General features: G+C 58.8%; 20 protein-coding genes. 15 read left to right on the top strand and 5 right to left on the bottom strand.

Features of this window, described 5'->3' with window-relative positions; all coding sequences use genetic code 11:
- The first annotated feature begins 12 nt into the window (after nucleotides 1-12).
- Nucleotides 13-807 carry a TenA family transcriptional regulator gene (locus UIA24_RS21430; RefSeq protein WP_330523864.1) on the top strand — a complete coding sequence of 265 codons (795 nt, stop codon included), beginning with the start codon at nucleotides 13-15 and terminating at the stop codon, nucleotides 805-807.
- Nucleotides 808-810: 3 nt separating this feature from the next.
- Here the strand turns inward: UIA24_RS21430 and UIA24_RS21425 are convergent, their stop codons facing one another.
- Genes UIA24_RS21425 through UIA24_RS21410 form a run of 4 tightly spaced genes read right to left on the bottom strand, consistent with a single transcriptional unit; the run spans nucleotide 811 to nucleotide 4341 of the window.
- The gene (locus UIA24_RS21425; RefSeq protein ID WP_065760847.1) at nucleotides 811-1551 is read right to left on the bottom strand and encodes a YciK family oxidoreductase; all 741 of its coding nucleotides are present in this window, start codon (nucleotides 1549-1551) and stop codon (nucleotides 811-813) included.
- Nucleotides 1552-1576: 25 nt separating this feature from the next.
- Nucleotides 1577-2248, bottom strand: coding sequence for an N-acetylmuramic acid 6-phosphate phosphatase MupP (mupP, locus tag UIA24_RS21420; RefSeq protein ID WP_065760848.1), 672 nt, complete (start codon nucleotides 2246-2248; stop codon nucleotides 1577-1579).
- A gap of 2 nt (nucleotides 2249-2250) precedes the next feature.
- Nucleotides 2251-2949: a bifunctional 2-polyprenyl-6-hydroxyphenol methylase/3-demethylubiquinol 3-O-methyltransferase UbiG gene (gene ubiG / locus UIA24_RS21415; protein WP_065760849.1), complete on the bottom strand. Its 699-nt coding sequence runs from the start codon at nucleotides 2947-2949 to the stop codon at nucleotides 2251-2253.
- Nucleotides 2950-3009: 60 nt separating this feature from the next.
- Nucleotides 3010-4341, bottom strand: a complete 1332-nt coding sequence (locus UIA24_RS21410) for a TRZ/ATZ family hydrolase (protein WP_102053759.1) — start codon at nucleotides 4339-4341, stop codon at nucleotides 3010-3012.
- Between the two features lie 108 nt (nucleotides 4342-4449).
- On the opposite strand from UIA24_RS21410, the gene mtnA reads away from it, so the two are divergent.
- The 12 genes from mtnA (at nucleotide 4450) to UIA24_RS21350 (ending at nucleotide 21027) form a co-directional block, all read left to right on the top strand.
- Nucleotides 4450-5526, top strand: a complete 1077-nt coding sequence (mtnA, locus tag UIA24_RS21405) for an S-methyl-5-thioribose-1-phosphate isomerase (RefSeq protein ID WP_330523863.1) — start codon at nucleotides 4450-4452, stop codon at nucleotides 5524-5526.
- A gap of 269 nt (nucleotides 5527-5795) precedes the next feature.
- Nucleotides 5796-8453 (top strand): DNA gyrase subunit A, encoded by a 2658-nt coding sequence (gene gyrA / locus UIA24_RS21400; protein WP_330523862.1) that lies wholly within the window; start codon nucleotides 5796-5798, stop codon nucleotides 8451-8453.
- Nucleotides 8454-8546: 93 nt separating this feature from the next.
- Complete coding sequence (gene serC / locus UIA24_RS21395; protein ID WP_102053764.1) at nucleotides 8547-9632, top strand: 3-phosphoserine/phosphohydroxythreonine transaminase; 1086 nt, start codon at nucleotides 8547-8549, stop codon at nucleotides 9630-9632.
- Nucleotides 9632-10726, top strand: a complete 1095-nt coding sequence (gene pheA, locus UIA24_RS21390) for a prephenate dehydratase (RefSeq protein ID WP_065760853.1) — start codon at nucleotides 9632-9634, stop codon at nucleotides 10724-10726. Before serC ends, pheA begins: the two co-directional genes overlap by 1 nt.
- 73 nt (nucleotides 10727-10799) lie before the next feature.
- Nucleotides 10800-13007, top strand: a complete 2208-nt coding sequence (locus UIA24_RS21385) for a bifunctional prephenate dehydrogenase/3-phosphoshikimate 1-carboxyvinyltransferase (RefSeq protein ID WP_330523870.1) — start codon at nucleotides 10800-10802, stop codon at nucleotides 13005-13007.
- Nucleotides 13004-13693 (top strand): (d)CMP kinase, encoded by a 690-nt coding sequence (cmk, locus tag UIA24_RS21380; protein WP_102053763.1) that lies wholly within the window; start codon nucleotides 13004-13006, stop codon nucleotides 13691-13693. Before UIA24_RS21385 ends, cmk begins: the two co-directional genes overlap by 4 nt.
- 122 nt (nucleotides 13694-13815) lie before the next feature.
- The gene (gene rpsA / locus UIA24_RS21375) at nucleotides 13816-15492 is read left to right on the top strand and encodes a 30S ribosomal protein S1 (RefSeq protein ID WP_065760855.1); all 1677 of its coding nucleotides are present in this window, start codon (nucleotides 13816-13818) and stop codon (nucleotides 15490-15492) included.
- Nucleotides 15493-15920: 428 nt separating this feature from the next.
- Nucleotides 15921-16214 (top strand): integration host factor subunit beta, encoded by a 294-nt coding sequence (ihfB, locus tag UIA24_RS21370; protein WP_099775518.1) that lies wholly within the window; start codon nucleotides 15921-15923, stop codon nucleotides 16212-16214.
- Between the two features lie 24 nt (nucleotides 16215-16238).
- Nucleotides 16239-16481, top strand: coding sequence for a LapA family protein (locus tag UIA24_RS21365; RefSeq protein WP_102053165.1), 243 nt, complete (start codon nucleotides 16239-16241; stop codon nucleotides 16479-16481).
- Nucleotides 16482-16626: 145 nt separating this feature from the next.
- The gene (locus UIA24_RS21360; RefSeq protein WP_330523861.1) at nucleotides 16627-18078 is read left to right on the top strand and encodes an MBL fold metallo-hydrolase; all 1452 of its coding nucleotides are present in this window, start codon (nucleotides 16627-16629) and stop codon (nucleotides 18076-18078) included.
- 353 nt (nucleotides 18079-18431) lie between these two features.
- Entirely contained in the window at nucleotides 18432-19502 is a 1071-nt protein-coding gene (locus UIA24_RS21355; protein WP_330523860.1) for an LPS O-antigen chain length determinant protein WzzB, read from the top strand.
- A gap of 181 nt (nucleotides 19503-19683) precedes the next feature.
- The gene (locus tag UIA24_RS21350) at nucleotides 19684-21027 is read left to right on the top strand and encodes a Wzz/FepE/Etk N-terminal domain-containing protein (protein WP_330523859.1); all 1344 of its coding nucleotides are present in this window, start codon (nucleotides 19684-19686) and stop codon (nucleotides 21025-21027) included.
- A 121-nt stretch (nucleotides 21028-21148) separates the two neighbouring features.
- On the opposite strand, the gene UIA24_RS21345 is transcribed toward UIA24_RS21350, so the two are convergent.
- Complete coding sequence (locus tag UIA24_RS21345) at nucleotides 21149-21502, bottom strand: hypothetical protein (RefSeq protein ID WP_330523858.1); 354 nt, start codon at nucleotides 21500-21502, stop codon at nucleotides 21149-21151.
- On the opposite strand from UIA24_RS21345, the gene UIA24_RS21340 reads away from it, so the two are divergent.
- Together UIA24_RS21340 and pseB are read left to right on the top strand one after the other, a co-directional pair.
- The gene (locus tag UIA24_RS21340; protein WP_330523856.1) at nucleotides 21492-22769 is read left to right on the top strand and encodes a lipopolysaccharide biosynthesis protein; all 1278 of its coding nucleotides are present in this window, start codon (nucleotides 21492-21494) and stop codon (nucleotides 22767-22769) included. The two genes, UIA24_RS21345 and UIA24_RS21340, sit on opposite strands and share 11 nt — an antisense overlap.
- 12 nt (nucleotides 22770-22781) lie before the next feature.
- The gene (pseB, locus tag UIA24_RS21335; protein ID WP_330523855.1) at nucleotides 22782-23780 is read left to right on the top strand and encodes a UDP-N-acetylglucosamine 4,6-dehydratase (inverting); all 999 of its coding nucleotides are present in this window, start codon (nucleotides 22782-22784) and stop codon (nucleotides 23778-23780) included.
- Nucleotides 23781-23782: the final 2 nt, after the last annotated feature.

Genomic DNA, 23782 nt, shown 5'->3' with positions numbered 1-23782 from the left:
AAGGAGCTGACAGTGAATGATGCATTTGTTCGAATCGGTCCGTTGATGGATCCCGCCAGTTACCCGCTCTGGGCCCAACAGTTGATTGAAGCCTGCAGCGAAAGTAAGCGAAAGGTGGTCGAGCACGAGCTTTACCAGCGCATGCGAGATAACCGCTTGGGGGCTCGAACGATGCGTCAGTACCTGATTGGTGGCTGGCCGGTGGTTGAACAGTTCGCCCTGTACATGGCACAGAACCTGACCAAGACCCGCTTTGCCCGCCATCCCGGTGAGGACCTGGCGCGCCGCTGGCTGATGCGCAACATTCGCGTCGAACTCAATCATGCCGATTATTGGCTGAACTGGTGCCATGCCCATGGCGTCAGCCTCGACGACCTGCAGGCGCAGCAGGTGCCGACAGAGCTGCAGGCGTTGAGCCACTGGTGCTGGCACACCAGCTCGGCAGACCAGCTGATCATCGCGATTGCAGCGACCAACTATGCCATTGAAGGGGCTACCGGCGAGTGGTCGGCCTTGGTCTGTTCTACCGGTGCCTATGCCGAGGCGTTTCCGGAAGCGCAGCGCAAGCGCGCCATGAAGTGGCTGAATCTGCACGCTCAGTATGACGATGCGCACCCATGGGAGGCGCTGGAGATCATCTGCACGCTGGCTGGCAATAACCCGTCCAAGGCCTTGCAGGCCGAGCTGCGGCAGGCCATCTGCAAGAGTTACGAATACATGTACCTGTTCCTTGAGCGCTGCATGCAAATGGAAGTGTCGCATGAGCGCCAGAGCCCCCGCGAACGGATGGCTCTGGTGCAAGGCTGAAGCTTACTGCGCGTCGAACGCCTGGCCGTTGATGCCGGCGCTGTCCGGGCCCATCAGGTACAGATACACCGGCATGATATCGGCCGGCAGCGGATTGCTTTCGGGGTTTTCGCCCGGGTAGGCCTGGGCGCGCATGCTGGTGCGGGTTGCGCCTGGGTTGACACTGTTGGCGCGCACAGGGGCAACGCCCTCCAGCTCATCTGCCAGGGTTTGCATCAGGCCCTCGGTGGCGAACTTCGACACGCCATAGGCGCCCCAGTAGGCGCGGCCTTTGCGGCCAACACTGCTGGAGGTGAAGATCACCGAAGCGTCCTCCGACAGCTTCAACAGTGGCAGCAGGGTGCTGGTCAGCATGAACGTGGCGTTCACGTTGATATGCATCACCCGCATGAAGTTGTCGCCAGACAGCTGTTCAATCGGTGTCCGTGGGCCAATGATCGAGGCGTTGTGCAGCAGGCCGTCGAGCCGACCGAACTCATTCTCGATCATCACCGCCAGTTCGTCGTACTGGTGTGGCAGCGCCGTTTCCAGGTTGAACGGAATGACCACCGGTTGTGGATGCCCGGCCGCTTCGATTTCGTCATAGACCTGGGTCAGGTTGGCTTCGGTCTTGCCCAGCAGCAGCACCGTTGCACCGTGGGCAGCGAAGCTCTTGGCGGCGGCTGCGCCGATGCCGCGACCAGCGCCAGTGACAAGGATGACCCGGTCTTTGAGCAGGTCGGGGCGGGCGGAGTAGTCGAACATGGTGTTTACCTCTAAATAGTCGCTATCAGCAGCCGCAGAGTGCGCTGTCGATCACCTTGCGCAGTTCCAGTGGATGGTCGACCACCACGTCCGCACCCCAGTTGTTCGGGTTGTCTTCGGGGTGGATATAGCCATAGCGCACGGCAGCGGTGCGGGTGCCGGCATCGCGCCCCGACTCGATGTCACGCAGGTCGTCGCCCACAAACAGCACGCTGGCCGGGTCCAGATTCAGGGTTTTGCAGGCCAGGATCAGTGGCTCTGGATCGGGCTTGCTGTTCTTTACATGGTCCGGGCAGATCAGCAGCGCCGAACGCTCGGCCAGGCCGAGCTGTTGCATGATCGGCTCGGCGAAGCGCACGGGCTTGTTGGTGACCACACCCCACAGCAAGTTGCCTTTTTCGATGTCGGCCAGCAATTCGGCCATGCCGTCGAACAGGCAGCTGTGGACCGCGCAGTTGGCCTGGTAGCGCTCAAGGAACTCCAGGCGCAGTGCTTCGAACGCCGCGTCGGCTGGGTCCAGTGCGAAGGTTGCCGAGACCATGGCCCGGGCACCACCGGAAATCACGTCACGAACTCTCTGTTCGTCTACAGGGGGCAGGCCGCGGTCGGCCAGCATGGCCTGGCAGATGGCGACGAAGTCCGGCGCCGTATCCAGCAAGGTGCCATCCATGTCGAAAAGTACGGCTCGCAAACGCATGCTCATTCCTCGCGCAGGGTTTGAATCATGTAGTTGACGTCGACATCGGCCGCCAGCTTGTAATGCTTGGTCAGCGGGTTGTAGGTCAGGCCGATGATGTCCTTGACGCTCAGGCCGGCTTCACGGCTCCAGGCGCCCAGTTCCGAGGGGCGGATGAACTTCTTGAAGTCATGGGTGCCACGCGGCAGCAACTTCATGATGTACTCGGCACCAATGATCGCAAACAGGTACGCCTTGGGGTTGCGGTTGATGGTCGAGAAAAATACCTGGCCGCCCGGTTTGACCATGCGGTAGCAGGCGCGAATCACCGAGGACGGGTCAGGGACGTGCTCCAGCATCTCCAGGCAGGTGACCACGTCAAACTGGCCTGGCATTTCCTCGGCCAGAGCTTCGGCGGTGATCTGCCGGTACTCAACGTTTACGCCCGATTCCAGCTGGTGCAGTTGGGCGACGGCCAGCGGTGCCTCACCCATGTCGATACCGGTGACGGTCGCGCCGCGCTGGGCCATGGATTCGCTGAGAATGCCGCCGCCGCAGCCAACGTCGAGCACCTTCTTGCCGGCCAGCTTGACGCGCTCGTCAATCCAGTTGACCCGTAGCGGGTTGATGTCGTGCAGCGGTTTGAACTCGCTTTCGCGGTCCCACCAGCGGTGGGCGAGGGCTTCGAATTTGGCGATTTCAGCGTGGTCGACGTTGCTCATGGAACAGTCCTCTGAAGCTTCAATAATACGTTACGGGTCGGCAGCGGGGCTGGCGACGGGTTATTCGTGATGGCCGCCAATGCGCTGGCCCCAGGCGCGGGCTGCGCTGCTCAGGGCCTGTTCGTCCAGGCGCGTCAGGCGCCGCTCGTCCAGCAGTTGCTTGCCGTTGACCCAGACATGCTTCACGCAGTCACGGCCGCAGGCGTAGATCAGTTGCGAAACCGGATCGTAGACCGGCTGCTGAGCCAGGCCCGAAAGGTCGAAGGCAGTCAGGTCGGCGGCCTTGCCCAGCTCCAGTGAGCCGGTAATCGCATCAAGGCCCAGTGCGCGTGCGCCATTGAGGGTCGCCATGCGCAGGGCGCGGTGTGCGTCCAGTGCGGTGGCCGAGCCAGCCACTGCCTTGGCCAACAGGGCCGCAGTGCGGGTTTCGCCGAGCAGGTCGAGATCGTTGTTGCTGGCCGCGCCGTCGGTTCCCACGGCGACGTTGACGCCGGCTTGCCACAGGCGCTCGACCGGGCAGAAGCCGCTGGCCAGTTTCAGGTTCGATTCCGGGCAGTGGACAACGTTGGTGTTGCTTTCTACCAGCAGCGCCAGGTCTTCGTCGCTGACCTGGGTCATGTGTACCGCCTGCAGGCGCGGGCCAAGCAGGCCGAGGCGGGCCAGGCGTGCCAGAGGGCGCTCGCCGCGCTGCTCCAGCGACTGCTGGACCTCAAAGGCGGTTTCCTGGATATGCATGTGAATCGGCGCGTCCAGTTCCTCGGCGATCACCCGGATTTTCTCCAGGTTCTCGTCGCTCACCGTGTAAGGCGCGTGCGGGCCGAAGGCCACGGTAATGCGGGGATGGTGGCGCAGGTCGCCGAACAGCTCGACGCCCTGGTGCAGCGCTTCATCGGTGCTGCGTGCGCCAGGAATCGGGAAGTCCAGCAGGGGAATGGCGATCTGGGCGCGAATGCCGCTCTCGTGTACGCGCTCGCTGGCAATCTTCGGGAAAAAGTACATGTCCGAGAAGCAGGTGATGCCGCCCTTGAGCTGCTCGGCGATAGCCAGGTCGGTACCGTCGCGCACGAAGGCTTCGTCGACCCAGCGGCTCTCGGCCGGCCAGATGTGCTTTTCGAGCCAGGTCATCAACGGCAGGTCGTCGGCCAGGCCACGGAACAGGGTCATTGCCGCGTGGCCGTGTGCGTTGATCAGGCCGGGGCTGAGCAGGCAGCCTGGCAACTCGCGGATCTCCCCGGCGCCGTGGCGCAGGGCGTCTTCGCGTGGGCCCACGAAGGCGATCTTGCCGTCACGGATGCCCAGGCCGTAGTCCTTGAACACCACCCCGGCCGGTTCGACGGGCACCAGCCAGGTTGGCAGGAGCAACAGGTCGAGGGGGGTGGCAAGCTTGGGCATGGCAGAAAATCCAAGGGCTAAAGGAGTAAGGGCGAAGTATACCCGAGCGCCCGCGCCTGGGGATCGTTATAATCATTCGCTTTTGATGTCTGAATGGTGGGGTGAGGCATGCGCGATCGACTGTTGGCTGCAGAGAAGGTAAAGGCCATCGATTGGCGAGACGGTGCCTTGTACCTGCTCGACCAGCGCATCCTGCCAGCGGAGGAAACCTGGCTGGCGTATACCGATGCGCACGGTGTGGCCGAGGCGATTCGTTCCATGGTGGTGCGTGGCGCACCTGCAATTGGCATCAGCGCTGCCTATGGCATCGTTTTGGCGGTGCGTCAGCGCCTGGCCGTCGGTGGCGACTGGAAAGCGGCGCTGGAAGAAGATTTCACTGTTCTGGCCGAGTCGCGGCCAACCGCAGTCAACCTGTTTTGGGCGCTGAACCGCATGCGCGAGCGCCTGGAACGCCTGAAGAGCACCGATGACCCGCTCGCGCTCATGGAGGCTGAGGCCATCGCGATTCACGAAAGTGACCGCGAGGCCAACCTGACCATGGCTCAGCTGGGTGTCGAGCTGATCCGCAAGCATCAGGGCAGCGAGCAGGCGGTACTCACCCACTGCAACACGGGTGCGCTGGCAACGGGTGGTTTTGGTACTGCGCTGGGGGTGATTCGCGGTGCCTGGCTGGAGGGCATGATCGAGCGCGTCTACGCCGATGAAACCCGGCCCTGGTTGCAAGGCTCGCGGCTGACGGCCTGGGAACTGGCCAACGAAGGCATTCCGGTGACCCTGAATGCCGATTCGGCGGCGGCTCACCTCATGAAAACCAAGGGCATTACCTGGGTCATCGTCGGGGCAGACCGCATCACTGCCAATGGCGACGTGGCGAACAAGATCGGTACCTACCAACTGGCGGTCAACGCCATGCACCATGGTGTGCGTTTCATGGTGGTGGCGCCGAGCTCGACCATCGACATGAGCCTGGCCAGTGGCGATGACATCCCGATCGAAGAGCGTGCCGGCAGTGAGTTGCTGGACGTCGGCGGGCAGCGTGTCGGTGCCGATGTCGATGCCTTCAACCCGGTATTCGACGTGACCCCGGCGGACCTTATCGACGCCATCGTCACCGAGAAAGGCATCGTCGAGCGCCCGGATACCGCGAAAATGGCCCAATTGATGTGCCGCAAGCGCCTGCATTGACTGAGTGGCCCTTGGCGGCCTTTATCGTCGCGGGTGCTAGGGTGCCTGCACCGGCGACGCTTTGCCGTACTCCCAAGCTCTCGGCGACTGTGGTAACATCCGACGGTTTCCAAGACCGCTCAATTTGGCTGTCTTTACTGCGCAGATCCATGGCTTAACTCGTTGATTTGTCGTAAGTCGTTGCAGGGCAGCAGCTTTGCGGCGGCGAGCTTCGTTCGTCCGATCATGGATGTGACGGAGTTTCACCAGAAAAAGGAATCAGGCTTCTCATGGGCGAACTGGCCAAAGAAATCCTCCCGGTCAATATCGAAGACGAACTGAGACAGTCCTACCTCGACTACGCGATGAGCGTCATTGTCGGGCGAGCACTGCCCGATGCGCGTGATGGCTTGAAGCCCGTGCATCGTCGTGTTCTGTTTGCGATGAGCGAGCTGGGTAACGACTGGAACAAACCGTACAAGAAATCTGCCCGTGTGGTCGGTGACGTGATCGGTAAGTATCACCCTCACGGTGACACGGCGGTCTACGACACCATCGTACGTATGGCTCAGCCTTTCTCCCTGCGCTACCTGCTGGTCGACGGCCAGGGCAACTTCGGTTCGGTCGACGGCGACAACGCAGCGGCGATGCGTTACACCGAAGTGCGCATGACCAAGCTGGCCCACGAGCTGCTGGCCGACCTGCACAAGGAAACCGTCGACTGGGTGCCCAACTACGACGGCACCGAGCAGATCCCGGCGGTCATGCCGACCCGTATCCCGAACCTGCTGGTCAACGGCTCCAGCGGTATCGCCGTGGGCATGGCGACCAACATTCCGCCGCACAACCTGGGCGAAGTCATCGACGGTTGCCTGGCGCTGATCGATAACGCGGACATCACGGTCGATGAACTGATGCAGTTCATCCCGGGTCCGGACTTCCCGACCGCGGCCATCATCAACGGCCGTGCCGGCATCATCGAGGCCTACCGCACGGGCCGTGGCCGCATCTACATGCGCGCCCGCTCCACCGTCGAAGACATCGACAAGGTCGGTGGTCGTCAGCAGATCGTGGTCACCGAGCTGCCGTATCAGCTGAACAAGGCACGGTTGATCGAAAAGATCGCCGAGCTGGTCAAGGAAAAGAAACTCGAAGGTATCACCGAGCTGCGTGACGAGTCCGACAAGGACGGTATGCGTATCGTGATCGAGCTGCGTCGTGGCGAGGTGCCTGAGGTCATTCTCAACAACCTCTATGCCCAGACCCAGCTGCAAAGCGTGTTCGGCATCAACGTTGTCGCGCTGATCGACGGCCAGCCAAAGGTTCTGAACCTCAAGGACCTGCTCGAGGCGTTCGTCCGTCACCGCCGCGAAGTGGTTACCCGTCGTACCGTGTTCGAGCTGCGCAAGGCGCGTGAACGTGGCCATATCCTTGAAGGCCAGGCGGTTGCCCTGTCCAACATCGACCCGGTCATCGCCTTGATCAAGGCATCGCCAACCCCGTCCGAGGCCAAGGAAGCGCTGATCAGCACCCCTTGGGAGTCCAGTGCCGTGCAGGTCATGGTCGAGCGCGCTGGCGCCGATTCCTGCCGTCCGGAAACCCTCGACGAGCAATATGGCCTGCGCGACGGCAAGTACTTCCTGTCGCCTGAACAGGCTCAGGCGATCCTTGACCTGCGTCTGCACCGCCTGACAGGCCTGGAGCACGAGAAGCTGCTGGCCGAGTACCAGGAGATTCTCAACCAGATCGGCGAGCTGATCCGCATCCTCAACAGTGCCGAGCGCCTGATGGAAGTGATCCGCGAAGAGCTGGAACTGATCCGTGCCGAATACGGCGACGTGCGCCGCACCGAAATTCTCGACGCGCGCCTCGACCTGACCCTGGGTGACATGATTCCGGAAGAAGACCGGGTTGTGACCATCTCCCATGGCGGCTACGCCAAGACCCAGCCGCTGGCGGCCTACCAGGCCCAGCGTCGCGGCGGCAAAGGCAAGTCGGCGACCGGCGTCAAGGACGAGGACTACATCTCGCACCTGCTGGTTGCCAACAGCCACACCACGCTGCTGCTGTTCTCCAGCAAGGGCAAGGTGTACTGGCTGAAAACCTACGAAATCCCTGAGGCCTCGCGTGCCGCCCGCGGTCGTCCGCTGGTCAACCTGCTGCCGCTGGATGAGGGTGAGCACATCACCACCATGCTGCCGGTCGAGGAATACACCGAAGGCCACTTCATCTTCATGGCGACCGCCAACGGTACCGTGAAGAAGACCCCGCTGGAGCAGTTCAGCCGTCAGCGCAGCGTTGGCCTGATCGCGCTGGAGCTGGACGAGGGCGATATCCTGATTTCCGCTGCCATTACCGATGGCGAGCGTGAGGTCATGCTGTTCTCCGACGCGGGCAAGGTGACACGCTTCAAAGAGTCCGACGTACGTGCCATGGGCCGTACCGCGCGCGGTGTGCGCGGCATGCGTCTGGGCGAAGGTCAGAAACTGATCTCGATGATCATTCCGGAGGAGGGCAGCCAGATCCTCACCGCGTCCGAGCGTGGCTACGGCAAGCGTACGGCGATCACCGAGTTCCCAGAGTACAAGCGCGGTGGCCAGGGTGTAATCGCCATGGTCAGCAACGAGCGTAACGGCCGCCTGGTCGGTGCAGTTCAGGTGCAGGACGGTGAGGAAATCATGCTGATTTCCGACCAGGGCACCTTGGTGCGCACCCGTGTCAGCGAAGTGTCCAGCCTGGGTCGTAATACCCAGGGCGTAACCTTGATCAAACTGGCGAGCGACGAGACCCTGGTGGGCCTTGAGCGCGTGCAGGAGCCTTCCGAAGAGGAAGGTGACGAGGAAGGTTTCGAAGGTGAAGCCGACACCGCCGTCGATGCAGATGCAGACGTTGATACCGACGTTGATGCTGGCGCTGACGCGGACGCAGAAGAAGCGCCGCAGGAATAGTGTAAACGCGGATTTTATGTGGGAGGGCCTGCGGGGCTGGTAATCGGCCTCGCAGCGAATCCCGCAGACATCAAGAGCAGAGCGAGAGTGGATGTGAGCAAACGAGCCTTTAACTTCTGCGCAGGCCCTGCTGCGCTTCCTGATGCTGTGCTGCAGCGTGCCCAGGCCGAGATGCTGGACTGGCATGGCAAAGGCCTGTCGGTCATGGAAATGAGCCACCGTAGCGACGACTACGTGGCCATCGCCGAGAAAGCCGAGCAGGATCTGCGTGATCTGCTCTCTGTTCCCTCCAACTACAAGGTCCTGTTCCTGCAGGGCGGTGCCAGTCAGCAATTCGCTGAAATTCCACTGAACCTGCTGCCCGAGGGTGGCACTGCGGACTACGTGGAAACCGGCATCTGGTCGAAGAAGGCGATTGAAGAAGCGCGCCGCTTCGGTCACGTCAATGTTGCCGCCAGCGCCAAGCCATACGATTACCTGGCCATTCCTGGGCAGAACGAGTGGAACCTGACCAAGGACGCCGCCTACCTGCACTACGCCTCCAACGAAACCATCGGCGGCCTGCAGTTCGACTGGGTTCCGCAAACCGGTGACGTGCCGCTGGTGGTCGACATGTCTTCGGACATCCTTTCGCGCCCGATCGACGTCTCGCAGTTCGGCATGATCTATGCCGGTGCGCAGAAAAACATCGGCCCGAGCGGTCTGGTGGTGGTCATCGTTCGTGAAGACCTGCTGGGCCATGCCCGCAGCAGCTGCCCGACCATGCTCGACTACAAGGTCGCAGCCGACAACGGCTCGATGTACAACACCCCGGCGACCTACTCCTGGTACCTCTCCGGGCTGGTCTTCGAATGGCTCAAGGAGCAGGGCGGCGTCGAGGCCATGGAGCGTCGTAACCGGGCGAAGAAAGACCGCCTGTACGGCTTCATCGACAGCAGCGCGTTCTACACCAACCCGATTGCGCACAACGCCCGTTCCTGGATGAACGTACCGTTCCGCCTGGCGGACGAGCGTTTGGACAAAGCCTTCCTGGCCGGTGCTGATGCCCGTGGCCTGCTCAACCTCAAGGGCCATCGCTCGGTAGGCGGCATGCGTGCGTCGATCTACAACGCTCTGGGCCTTGAAGCGATCGAGGCACTGGTGGCCTACATGGCTGAATTCGAGAAGGAACACGCCTGATGTCCGAACAGGAGCTCAAGGCGCTGCGCGTGCGCATTGACAGCCTCGACGAGAAAATCCTCGAGCTGATCAGCGACCGCGCGCGTTGCGCCCAGGAAGTTGCACGGGTCAAGATGGCGTCCCTGAGCGAAGGCGAAACCCCGGTGTTCTATCGTCCCGAGCGTGAAGCACAAGTGCTCAAGCGGGTCATGGAACGCAACCCGGGGCCGCTGGGCAACGAGGAAATGGCGCGTTTGTTCCGCGAAATCATGTCCTCCTGCCTGGCCCTGGAGCAGCCGCTGAAAGTGGCTTACCTCGGCCCAGAGGGCACCTTCACCCAGGCGGCGGCCCTGAAGCACTTTGGCCATGCCGTGATCAGCAAGCCAATGGCGGCAATCGACGAGGTGTTCCGCGAGGTTGCAGCCGGTGCCGTGAACTTCGGTGTCGTGCCGGTGGAAAACTCCACCGAGGGTGCGGTCAACCACACCCTGGACAGCTTCCTCGAGCACGACATGGTGATCTGTGGTGAAGTCGAGCTGCGTATTCACCACCACCTGCTGGTGGGCGAGAACACCAAGACCGACAGCATCAGCCGTATCTACTCCCATGCCCAGTCGCTGGCCCAGTGCCGCAAGTGGCTGGATGCGCACTACCCGAACGTCGAGCGCGTTGCTGTATCGAGCAACGCCGAGGCGGCCAAGCGGGTCAAGGGCGAATGGAACTCCGCGGCGATTGCCGGTGACATGGCGGCTGGGCTCTATGGCCTGACCCGTCTGGCGGAAAAAATCGAAGACCGCCCGGACAACTCCACGCGCTTCTTGATGATCGGTAACCAGGAAGTCCCGCCGACGGGCGACGACAAGACCTCGATCATCGTCTCGATGAGCAACAAGCCGGGTGCGCTGCATGAACTGCTGGTGCCGTTCCACGAGAACGGTATCGACCTAACCCGCATCGAAACCCGTCCGTCGCGCAGCGGCAAATGGACCTACGTCTTCTTCATCGACTTCGTCGGGCACCACCGCGATCCGCTGATCAAGGCCGTGCTGGAGAAGATCAGCCAGGAGGCGGTGGCCCTGAAAGTACTGGGCTCCTATCCGAAAGCCGTACTCTGAGGTATAGCCATGCGTGATGTTCTGAACAGGGTGCCGGTTTGTGGTTGACGTGACAGTAGAAAAGGCTGAGCCCATTATTGCGCGCCTGGTCGTTGTCGGCCTGGGCCTGATCGGTGGGTCCTTCGCCAAGGGCCTGCGCGAAAGCGGCCTGTGTCGTGAAGTGGTCGGGGTCGATCTCGACCCGCAGTCGCGCAAGCTGGCGGTTGAGCTGGGTGTAGTCGATCGCTGCGAAGACGACCTGGCCAAGGCCTGTGTCGGTGCCGATGTCATTCAATTGGCCGTACCGATTCTGGCCATGGAAAAGCTCCTGGCCAAACTCGCGCAGCTCGAACTGGGGCAGGCGGTACTGACAGATGTCGGTAGCGCCAAGGGCAATGTTGTGCGCGCAGCGCGCGAGGCCTTTGGCTCACGCCTGCCGAACTTCGTGCCAGGGCATCCGATTGCCGGCTCCGAGCAAAGCGGCGTGGAAGCCTCCAATGCCGAGCTGTTTCGTCGACACAAAGTCATTCTGACCCCGCTTGCCGAGACCGATCCCGCCGCCCTGGCGCTGGTTGATCGCCTCTGGCGTGCGCTGGGTGCCGACGTCGAGCACATGCAGGTCGAGCGCCACGACGAGGTGCTCGCGGCAACCAGTCATCTGCCGCACCTGTTGGCCTTTGGTCTGGTCGACTCGTTGGCAAAACGCAACGAAAACCTGGATATCTTCCGTTACGCTGCGGGTGGCTTTCGCGATTTCACGAGAATCGCCGGAAGCGACCCGGTCATGTGGCACGACATTTTCCTCGCCAACCGCGAAGCTGTTCTGCGCACACTGGATACATTTCGCAGCGACCTCGACGCCTTGCGCGATGCGGTCGATGCAGGGGACGGGCACCAGCTGCTGGGTGTGTTCACCCGCGCTCGGGTAGCTCGCGAGCATTTCAGTAAAATCCTGGCCCGCCGGGCCTATGTGGACGCTATGAACTCCAACGATCTGATTTTCCTGGCAAATCCTGGTGGTCGCCTGTCCGGCCGTATTCGCGTACCAGGCGACAAATCGATTTCCCACCGCTCGATCATGCTCGGCTCGCTGGCCGAAGGCACCACCGAGGTGGAAGGTTTCCTTGAGGGCGAAGATGCGCTGGCTACCCTGCAGGCCTTCCGTGACATGGGTGTGGTGATCGAGGGCCCGCATCACGGCCGCGTGACCATCCATGGCGTTGGCCTCAATGGCCTGAAGCCGCCACCTGGGCCGATCTACCTGGGTAACTCCGGTACTTCGATGCGCCTGCTGTCCGGCCTGCTGGCCGCGCAAAGCTTCGATACCGTACTGACCGGCGATGCCTCGCTGTCCAAGCGTCCGATGAACCGTGTGGCCAACCCGCTGCGCGAAATGGGTGCGGTCATTGAGACCGCTGCTGAAGGTCGTCCGCCGATGACCATCCGTGGTGGTCACACGCTCAAGGCGCTGAACTACACCCTGCCAATGGCCAGTGCCCAGGTGAAATCCTGCCTGCTGCTGGCGGGCCTGTATGCCGAAGGCAAAACCACCGTTACCGAGCCTGCACCGACCCGCGACCATACCGAGCGCATGCTGCGTGGCTTCGGCTACCCGGTCACGGTTGAAGGGGCGACCGCATCGCTGGAGTCCGGCCACAAGCTCACTGCCACGTCGATCGAAGTGCCTGCCGACATCTCCTCGGCGGCGTTCTTCCTGGTGGCAGCGTCGATTGCCGAAGGCTCCGAGTTGCTGCTTGAACACGTTGGCATCAACCCGACCCGCACCGGTGTCATCGACATCCTGCGTTTGATGGGCGGCGACATCACCCTGGAAAACCAGCGCGAAGTCGGCGGCGAGCCTGTGGCAGACCTGCGCGTGCGTGGCGCCAAGCTCAAGGGCATCGAAATTCCTGAGGCGCTGGTGCCGCTGGCCATCGACGAATTCCCGGTATTGTTCGTGGCGGCTGCCTGTGCCGAAGGCCGTACCGTACTGCGTGGCGCCGAAGAGTTGCGGGTCAAGGAATCCGATCGCATCCAGGTCATGGCTGATGGCCTGCTGACCCTGGGCGTGAAATGTGAGCCGACCCCGGATGGCATCATCATCGATGGCGGCCCTATCGGCGGTGGTGAAGTTCATGGGCACGGTGACCACCGTATCGCCATGGCCTTCAGTGTTGCCTCGCTGCGTGCAAATGCGCCGATTCGCATCCATGATTGTGCCAACGTCGCCACGTCGTTCCCGAACTTCCTGGCGCTGTGTGCCGAAGTCGGCATCCGTGTTGCTGAAGAGGGCAAGTCGTGAACCAGCAAGCACCAGTCATCGCCATCGACGGGCCTAGCGGATCCGGCAAGGGCACCGTAGCCGGGCTGCTCTCCAAGCGCCTGGGCTGGAACCTGCTCGACTCGGGCGCGCTTTACCGTTTGCTGGCCTATGCTGCTGGCAACCACGGTGTCGACCTGACCAACGAAGAACTGCTCAAGGCGCTGGCCGCTCATCTGGATGTGCAATTCATCGCTGCCAGCGATGGCCAGCCGCAGCGTATTATTCTGGAAGGCGACGACGTCAGCGATGTCATTCGCAACGAGACCGTGGGGGCGAATGCCTCCAAGGTGGCCTCGCTGCCGGCCGTACGGGATGCATTGTTGCAGCGCCAGCGTGCATTTCAGGAATCGCCGGGCCTGGTCGCTGATGGTCGTGACATGGGCACCGTGGTGTTTCCCGATGCCCCGCTGAAGATTTTCCTGACGGCCAGTGCCGAGGAGCGTGCGCGTCGACGCTACTTGCAGTTGAAGGCCAAGGGCGATGATGTTAGTCTGTCGAGTCTGCTAGATGAGATACGTGCGCGCGATGAGCGCGACACCCAGCGCGCAGTGGCCCCGCTCAAGCCGGCGCCCGACGCAATTCAGCTGGATTCCACGGAATTGTCCATCGAGCAGGTGTTGGAACGCATCATGAGTGAAGTCGCACTGCGCGACATCGCCGGGTGATCAGGGAGGTTTGCAGGTCCACCAGTCAACGTCCTGCAGGCTGCCCTTACTATGAACGAAACCCACATTGTCTGGAGTGTGGTTGCTGGGCGTCTGTTTCGCCCTAATCTACAGGAATTAAAATGAGCGAAAGCTTTGCAGAACTTTTTGAAGAAAGCCTGAAAACCCTCAACCTTCAACCAGGTGCGATCATCACCGGTATCGTTGTTGATATCGACGGTGACTGGGTTACTGTCCACGCCGGTCTGAAATCCGAGGGCGTCATCCCGCTCGAGCAGTTCTACAACGAAGCTGGCGAGCTGACCATCAAGGTCGGTGACGAAGTTCACGTTGCGCTGGACGCGGTCGAAGACGGCTTTGGCGAAACCAAACTGTCCCGTGAAAAAGCCAAGCGCGCCGAGTGCTGGATTGTTCTGGAAGCAGCTTTCGCCGCCGAAGAAGTGGTCAAGGGCGTTATCAACGGTAAAGTCAAAGGCGGCTTCACTGTTGACGTCAACGGCATCCGCGCCTTCCTGCCAGGTTCCCTGGTTGATGTCCGCCCAGTGCGCGACACCACCCACCTGGAAGGCAAAGAGCTGGAATTCAAGGTCATCAAGCTGGACCAGAAGCGCAACAACGTTGTCGTTTCCCGTCGCAGCGTCCTGGAAGCCGAAAACAGCGCCGAGCGCGAAGCTCTGCTGGAATCGCTGCAGGAAGGCCAACAAGTCAAAGGTATCGTCAAGAACCTCACCGACTACGGTGCATTCGTTGATCTGGGCGGCGTCGATGGCCTGCTGCACATCACCGACATGGCTTGGAAGCGTATCAAGCACCCATCGGAAATCGTCAACGTTGGCGACGAGATCGATGTCAAGGTTCTGAAGTACGATCGCGAGCGTAACCGCGTATCCCTGGGCCTGAAGCAACTGGGCGAAGACCCATGGGTTGCTATCAAGGCACGTTACCCAGAGAGCACCCGCGTCATGGCGCGCGTCACCAACCTGACCGACTACGGCTGCTTCGCAGAGCTGGAAGAAGGCGTGGAAGGCCTGGTACACGTTTCCGAAATGGACTGGACCAACAAGAACATCCACCCATCGAAAGTCGTTCAAGTTGGCGACGAAGTGGAAGTTATGGTTCTGGACATCGACGAAGAGCGTCGTCGTATCTCCCTGGGCATCAAACAGTGCAAGTCCAACCCATGGGAAGACTTCTCTGGCCAGTTCAACAAGGGCGACAAGATCTCCGGCACCATCAAGTCGATCACCGATTTCGGTATCTTCATTGGTCTGGACGGCGGCATCGACGGTCTGGTTCACCTGTCGGACATCTCCTGGAACGAAGTCGGCGAAGAAGCCGTACGTCGCTTCAAGAAGGGCGACGAGCTGGAAACCGTCATTCTGTCGGTTGACCCAGAGCGCGAGCGCATCTCCCTGGGCATCAAGCAGCTGGAAGACGATCCGTTCTCCAACTACGTTGCTGTCAACGACAAGGGCGCTATCGTCAAAGGTATCGTGAAAGAAGTTGACGCCAAGGGCGCTGTAGTTACCCTGGCTGACGACATCGAAGCTACTCTGAAAGCCTCCGAAATCAGCCGTGACCGCGTTGAAGACGCGCGTAACGTCCTGAAAGAAGGCGAAGAGATCGAAGCTAAGATCATCAGCGTCGACCGTAAGAGCCGCGTAATCAACCTGTCCATCAAGTCGAAAGACGATGCAGAAGAGCGCGAAGCGATCCAGAGCCTGAAAACCGCTCCAGAAGTCACTGGTGACACCACCATGGCTGCCCTGCTGCGCGAGGCAATGGCCAAGCAGAACTAAGTTCTGACTGGTTAAGAAAAAGGGCGACTTCGGTCGCCCTTTTTTGTGCCCGCAAAAAAGCACCCCTGAGCAGATCCTTGTGGGAGCGGGCTTGCCCGCGATAGCGTCGGCGTGGTGCCAGTAAGTTCGCGGCGCCTGCATCGCGGTGCCAGTAAGTTCGCGGCGTCTGCATCGCAGTTCAGCCCGGCTCTTATAGCTTGCACGGCCTTTGTAGGAGCGGGCTTGCCCGCGATAGCGTCATCAGCCCCAACCCAGCCCTTGCAGACCGGCACCCGCTTCCTGATGCCAGCCCATCATCCTGGGCCATCCCCACCATGGTGCAATTTTGAATTTTTGATTAAGTCAAGATCCACCCTGTTCAAATCCCTCCGAGCATGCTACAAACAGAAGAAGCAATGATCTAGCTGCTTGATAAAGAAGGGAAAAATATGACGAAGTCCGAGTTGATCGAACGTATTGTCACCCATCAGGGGCTGCTCTCGTCCAAAGATGTGGAGCTGGCCATCAAGACCATGCTTGAGCAAATGTCCCAGTGCCTTGCGACGGGTGACCGCATTGAAATTCGCGGTTTCGGCAGCTTCTCGCTGCACTACCGCGCACCCCGCGTAGGGCGCAACCCCAAGACCGGTCAGTCTGTCAGCCTTGATGGCAAGTTCGTGCCGCATTTCAAACCCGGTAAAGAGTTACGGGATCGGGTCAATGAAGACGAGGAACAGGCGTGATACTGTCTGGAAAAGGAGATAAACATGCGCAACCTTAAACGCCTGCTGCTGGTGCTGTTCGTTCTGGCGGTGGCTGCGGTTGTGCTGCTGTTTGTGCTGGAAAACCAACAATCCGTGGCGCTGGTTTTGTTTGGTTGGTCTGCACCGGCCTTGCCCGTTGCGGTGATTGTGCTGGTGGCGCTGTTGATGGGGCTCGCCGTAGGCCCACTGCTGGGAATGTACATCGCCCTGCGCGCCAAAGGCCGTGCTCGCCGCTCCAGTGTCTGAGGCCAGCCTGGCTTCAGGCAGCGGAATACTGGAGAGTACTAAAAAATAGGGCTTTTCCTACAACCATCCCCTCCGATTCTGGCACCGTGCCCGCGCGATTCTGTGGAGTAATAGCGCTCCATAAACACGCACGGAACGGGCTCGTATGGTTTTTCCCGCTATTACCCACCACGGCGCCACCCAAGGCGTAACCGGCTCCTGTCACCAGCTTCATCTTGATGTTGCCCACAGCCTGCTGATCGATTGCGGCCTGTTTCAGGGTGACGAGTCGAGCCCTGCGGCCAACCTTGAAGTCGACTTCCCGGTCGAGGGCATCGAGGCCCTGCTGATCAGCCATATTCACATCGACCATGTAGGGCGCATTCCCAACCTGCTCGCCGCAGGTTTCAATGGCCCGATCATCTGCAGTCAGCCTTCTGCCAAGCTGCTGCCGCTGGTGTTGGAAGATGCTTTCAAACTCAGCGTTACCCGTGACCAGAGCACGGTAGACCGCTACCTCAAGCGCGTAGAGCAATCCATCGTTGCCGTGCCCTATGACCAGTGGCATGCGCTCATCAATACCCCGGAGCTGGCCTGCAACATCCGCCTTCAGCGTGCGGGGCATGTGCTGGGGTCTGCTTACATCGAGTGCGATATCCACTACCCGAAAACCGCTGCCAGCAAGCGCGTCGTGTTCTCCGGCGACCTTGGGGCGGCCCATACACCGTTGTTGCAGCCGCCCAAATCGCCGGAGCGCGCCGACATCCTGGTGCTGGAAAGCACCTACGGCGACCGCCTGCATGAAGACCGTACTCACCGTCAGCAACGGCTCGAACAGGCAATAGACCAGGCTTTGGCTGACCATGGCACCATCCTCATTCCGGCATTCAGTGCCGGTCGCACCCAAGAACTGCTCTACGAAATCGAAGATATCCTCCATCGCAAGGCGCTGCTGCCTGCCGAGCCTTGCACAGGCGAGCGGGAAGCGCAGCAAGGGCTGCCCATCGACTGGCCACAACTGCCCATCATCCTTGACTCGCCCCTGGCCAGCCGATTCACCCAGGCCTACCGTGAACTCAACGACTTCTGGAACGATGAAGCCCAACAACGCCTTAGCGAGGGGCGAAAACCGCTGCGCTTCAGGCAACTGATCACCCTCGACAGCCATGTGCAGCACCAGAAAACCGTCAACTACCTGGCGAGCACCGGCAGGCCTGCTATCGTCATTGCAGGTAATGGCATGTGCTCAGGTGGGCGAATCGTTAACTACCTCAAGGCCATGCTCGGCGACCCGCGGCACCAGGTGCTGTTTGTTGGCTATCAGGCTAGGGGCACGCCGGGTGCGGTGATCCAGGCCAGCGAGGGCGCCGAAGGCTTTGTGATGATTGACCTGGATGCAGAGATGTACGAAATCAAGGCCAAAGTCGCAACGCTGGGTGGCTACTCGGCCCACGCCGACCAAAAAGGCCTGGTGGATTTCGTCACCGGAATGCAGCAGTGGCCTGAAAGGGTGCTGCTGGTGCACGGAGAGAAGCGGGCCAAGGCTGCATTGGCGCACGCATTGACGTGTCGATACAACGAGCAAGGAAAGGCACTTTCGGTGGAAATACCCACATAAAGGCCCAAGGTGAATAGCGCTACTGCTAGTTATTATCATTAATGATAAATGCAGTTTTTTCGACGATCGGCAGCCAGGTGAAATGAACTTCACTTCATCTGGCGAGTCGTATTAACCTGTATTTTTCTGACATGGAACAGTTGTAAATAGAGCGCAAAAAAGCGGGGCCTTACTGCGTGGTACCAGGAGAAAAACCGAGCGGTAAGGTCAGAAACAAGCAAGGTAAAAGGCAGTTCTTCAATTCATGGCTTATTGCCATATTTCCTGTCATTTCCAGCTCGCGAGTGCCCTGAACGTTTTAGGAGTTGATATCACAACTCATTTACAATTTGGATCCAGGAAAAAAAGAATAAATGGCCCAAGACCGCGAACGCTTGATCGCATCCGATGACATCGACCTGATTGAGCTGATCAAAGGCTTATGGCAGCAGAAAATGCTGATTATGGTCACGACCGCCGTGATTTTTCTGGCAGCCCTTGCCTATGCGCTTCTGGCAAGGCCTGTTTATGAAGCCAAGGTATTCGTCCAGCCCCCGACGCAGAATGACATCGCGCACTTCAACTATGGGCGCGGCCCCGACACCGGGCTAGACACGCTTACGGTCAAGGATATCTACGATGTCTACGTGAAGCACCTGCAGTCCGAGTCGCTGCGCCGCAGCTTTTTCCAGACCGCCTACCTTCCTACGCTCACAGAGCAGGAGCGCAAAGGCTCTCAGGATCTGTTGTACAGCGATTTCAACAAGCTGCTGGTTGTGGCGGTCGCTGCCAAGGACACCCCAACGCGCTTTGCCATTACCGCGAACGTTTACAGCCCGCAGCAGGCTGCCGAATGGGTGACGAACTATGCCCAGTTGGCAGGGGAGCGCGCCAAGCAGGAAGTGCTCAAGAACATCAAAAGCGATGCCACGGTAAAGGCCAACAACCTGCAGCGGCAAATCCTGACCGCGCAGGAAAGCTCACGCAAGCAACGCGAAGATGAGATCGTGCAATTGAAAGAGGCGCTTCTGGTCGCCAAGTCCATTGGCCTGGAAAAGCCGCCGATCATTTCCGGTAACCTCTCCACTGAAGTGTCTGCGGGCATGGAAGGTTCGCTGACCTATATGCGCGGCAGCAAGGCGCTGGAGGCAGAAATTGAAAACCTGCAGAAGCGCCAATCCGATGACCCATTTATTCAGAACCTTCGCCAGCAACAGGCAGCCTTGACGTTTTATCGCAACCTGAGCATCGACCCTGCGTTGGTTGCGGCTTACCGGCAGGACGGTGTGGTAGAGCAGCCAGACAAGCCGGTAAAACCCAAGAAGCTACTGATTGTACTGCTCGGCCTGGTTGCAGGTGTGGTGGTGGGGGTGGGGTTGGCCTTGATGCGCCACTTGTTCCGGCAAGCGCTCAGGCCGAGGCGCTCCCCATTAGCGGGCGTCTGAACGAGAGTCGTTAGCGTTACTTAGTTTCAAGGGTGGTTCACTTTTACAGAAACTGTCACAATGCCGCCTTGCGTCGTCTGACGACAGGGAGTGTTCGAGGATCGTAGTCGGCAGCGATGACGATGGACGTTTTTGCCTGTCTTGGGCGAGTCAGTTCAACTCAATCAGACAGGCATTTGGTGTGACCAGTATTACCCGCGTACCTTCCGTTGTCGCCCACGATGAAATTGACCTTTTTGCAATGATGCAGTCCATCTGGAAGCAAAAGAAGCTGATTGCGGCTACGGCGTTGTTCGTGGGCGCCATTGCCGGCGCTTATGCGTTTTTGGCCACGCCTGAGTATGAAGTGAGCACGCTGCTGCGCCCTGCAGCCCTCAACGACCTGGATGCCTTGAACCGTACCGAGGTCTATTCCCTACCGCCTGGCAAGGCCTTGGTGCGAGTAGGTGCAGCGCTGGACTCCTACGACACGCGCCTCAGCTACTTTCGTGCCAACCCCAAACTGTTTGAAGCGTTTGGCAGGGCAGGGCAGTCGCCCGAGCAGGTGTTTGACGAGTTCAACCGTGACTCACTCAAGCTGGTACAGCCAGACCCCAAAAAGGCCGACCTGCTGAGCGCCTATATCGGCTTGGAGATGCGCTACCCCAAAGGGGTAGAGGGTGATGAAATTCTCAATGGGTTTGTTCAATACGCCATTGAAAATGAACGTAAACAGATCGCTGACGACCTGAAGGTCATCATCAGTAACCGCTTGAGCGAAGTGGACACCAAGCTGGACGCCGCCCGTGCTGCCTATGATGCCGAGAAAGAAGGCAAGATTGCGGCCTTGCTGGAGGCCGATAACCTCAAGCGTGCGCAGTTGCAGGACGAACTCAAGGCGCTGCGCGTGCAGCTGAAAGTACGCCGTGAAGACCGCATCGCCCAACTGGATGAAGCCATCAGCATTGCGCGTTCGCTCGGCCTGAAAAAGCCGTCAACGCCATCGTCCATGGCCAGTGAAGGTGAGTCGGGCAGCAACATCATTCGAACCGAAGTCAACAACCAGCAAATCCCCCTGTATTTCATGGGCACCGACGCCCTCGAGGCAGAGCGTAAAGCCTTGCGTCAACGCACGTCTGACGATTTTGCCGACCCGCGGGTAGCGCAAATTCGCAAGGAGCTCTTGTTGTTGAACACGAACCGCGAGGTTGAGGTGCTCAACCAGCGGGAAAATGAAGAAGTGTTTTTGAGTGATATCGCGCCACTTAGAGCTGAGCGTGTGCGCTTGTCGAGTATCAGTACCGATATGCGTGGATTGAGTCTGGTTAATGTTGACCGTTTGGCCCTAGAGCCAGCTAATCCGGCCAGTCCTCAAAAGACCCTGATTGTGGGCTTGGGTCTAATGCTTGGTGGGATATTGGGTATCATTCTGGCTTTGCTGCGTCATTTCCTGCTTGCGCACCGCGTGCATATGTCTGCAATTAACCCTGCACCATTGTCCAAAATTATTGAAGCTGATGCCTCAGTCAAAGCCAGAGAGCGCTGATTGCTTTTGGAAGATATTGGCTCTGGGAGAGGTTATCTCTTTGAACTGTCTCCCGAGTTATTCTGCGCCAATACGTAATATAGGTCATAAGGGGGAAGAACTGATTGCTTTAGCTAGTGTGTCAAATGGCTATTGATATAGCGTTAGGGCAGAGTATGCCTTTAGTTTGATAGATATTTTGGAATGGCATGTTTGAAGTTTCTTTAATCAAAGTAACTTGACTATAGCGTGGCTGCTGAAGGGTGTGATGCGCGGTGTTAGCCGCGATGGCTTGCGATTTTGTAGGGTATAGCCAATTTGCTACTCGCTCAGATGATTGCTCAAGCGGGCTTCTTGTGTCAGCTTGTAGATATTCCAGAATTTTGGGTTGCGCTGGGTGTTGTAAATTTTTGCGTATTGTGGTTTTGGTTTTTGATGGCAATGGCTGGCAAAATGATGTCAAAATGTAATTTTTGGTAATTTCTGTGCAAATCATACGCTTGCTTCCGTTATTGAATATTTCACTGCGCGCCTCGACGTTGCTGGGCAAGTTTTTGCTGGTCTTCTTTCTAGCCCGTTTTCTTGCGCCCGGCGACCTCGGGCTTTACGGATTGCTCGCGGCTACCGTGGGCTATGCTTTGTTTGTCGTTGGTCTGGATTTTTACACCTACTCTACCCGTGAGCTTTTAAAGTACCAACCAACTGCCTGGGGCGGCTACCTCAAGGCTCATGTAGCACTGTGCTTGATCCTGTACGCAATTCTAGCGCCTGTCGTAGTCGTACTGTTTTGGGCTGGCTGGATGCCTTGGTTTTTGCTGTCTTGGTTCTTCGCACTGCTTATGCTTGAGCATGTCAATCAGGAAATCGGACGTCTCTTGATTGCCATTGGCCAGCCCATGAGTGCGAGCATAATTCTGTTTTTTCGCTCCGGGCTTTGGGCAGTTTTGATCACTGTCTTGATGTTTCTCGACCCACGATGGCGCACCCTGGAGTGCGTGCTCCAGGCTTGGGTATTGGGTGCGGCTGTAGGGGGAGTTATCGGGGTATGGCGTCTTTATGGTCTAGGTATTGGTCAGTGGCGTAGCGCTATAGATTGGACATGGGTTCGTCGTGGCGTTGCTGTTGCTACGCCTTTAGTGATCGCTACCTTGTCTTTGCGTGGGCTGTTCACGCTTGATCGTTACTGGTTCCAGGCATTAGTCGATCTCAATACCCTAGGGGTCTATGTGCTGTTCGCCGGTATCTGTAATGCTCTGATATCATTCCTTGATGCTGGGGTATTCGCGTTCATTTATCCCGCGTTGATCAAGTCCTTCCATGCGCAAGACCCGGCAGCGTTCGTCAGTGGCATGCGTAAGCTATTTTTCCAAACTATTGTGCTATCAGTCGGATTCGTCGTATGTGCGTTGGTTGTTATCCACCCCTTGCTGGTTTGGCTTGACAAGCCGCTTTACCTCGACCATTTGTACCTTTTCCCTTGGATACTGGCTGGCGCAGTATTGTATGCCCTAGGTATGATTCCCCACTACGCGCTTTACGCGCAGTCTCTGGATAAGCCGATCATCCGTAGCCACGTCATAAGCTTGGTGATCTTTGTTCTGGCCACTGCTGCGTTATCGCCGTGGCTCGGCGGGCTCGCCGTACCCATTGGCCTATGTATAGCCTTCCTCTTCATCCTGTGCTGGAAAACCTGGTCGTTCTATCGACTGACTCCGGCACCTTTTCGTTCATTCCGTCCTGCAGATCGCCAGGCCGCCATCTAGGAAAGACGCAGTATGCTGACCAACAAGACCATCCTCATCACCGGCGGTACCGGTTCCTTTGGCAACACCTTCGTACCGATGACGCTGGCTAAATACAACCCGAAGAAGATCATCATCTTCTCCCGTGATGAAATGAAGCAGTGGGACATGGCCAAGAAATTCGAAGGCGATTCCCGAGTGCGCTTCTTCATCGGTGATGTGCGTGATAAAGAGCGCCTTTACCGCGCCCTGGATGGCGTCGATTATGTTGTACATGCTGCGGCAACCAAGATCGTTCCGACCGCTGAGTACAACCCATTCGAGTGCATCAAGACCAACATCAACGGTGCCATGAACCTCATCGATGCCTGTATTGATCGGGGTATCAAGCGTGTTGTCGCTCTTTCCACTGACAAGGCCAGCAGCCCGGTCAATCTCTACGGTGCTACCAAGCTTGCTTCGGACAAGCTGTTCGTTGCTGGCAACTCCTACGCTGGCGGCCATGAAACCCGTATGGCTGTGGTGCGCTACGGTAACGTCATGGGCTCCCGCGGTTCTGTAATCCCATTCTTCATGTCGATCAAGGACAAGGGGGAGCTGCCGATTACCGATGAGCGTATGACGCGCTTCATGATCTCGCTTGAGGAAGGTGTCGAGTTGGTTTGGCATGCCTTTGATGATATGGAAGGCGGCGAGATTTACGTCAAAAAGATCCCATCCATGAAGGTTACTGACCTGGCACGCGTAGTAGCACCTGATGCTACTCAGAAAATCGTCGGTATCCGTCCTGGCGAGAAACTCCATGAGCAGATGATCAGCGCCGAGGACTCCTACACCACGTTTGAATACCCTGAGCACTTCAAGATTCTGCCAGTGATCAATGACTGGGCTACTTGCGAGAAGCGTATCAAGGATGGCAAGAAAGTGGCAGAAGGTTTCGTTTATGCCAGTGACAACAACAGCGAGTGGATGACTGATGCTCAGTTACAGGCCTGGATCGAAGCCAACCAACACAAGATCGGGAGCATCTGATT

The sequence above is a fragment of the Pseudomonas sp. AL 58 genome, assembly GCF_036348395.1.
GTDB lineage: Bacteria > Pseudomonadota > Gammaproteobacteria > Pseudomonadales > Pseudomonadaceae > Aquipseudomonas > Aquipseudomonas defluvii.
The sequence above is the reverse complement of the archived record's forward strand: the minus strand, read 5'-3'. Positions and strand labels throughout refer to the sequence as shown.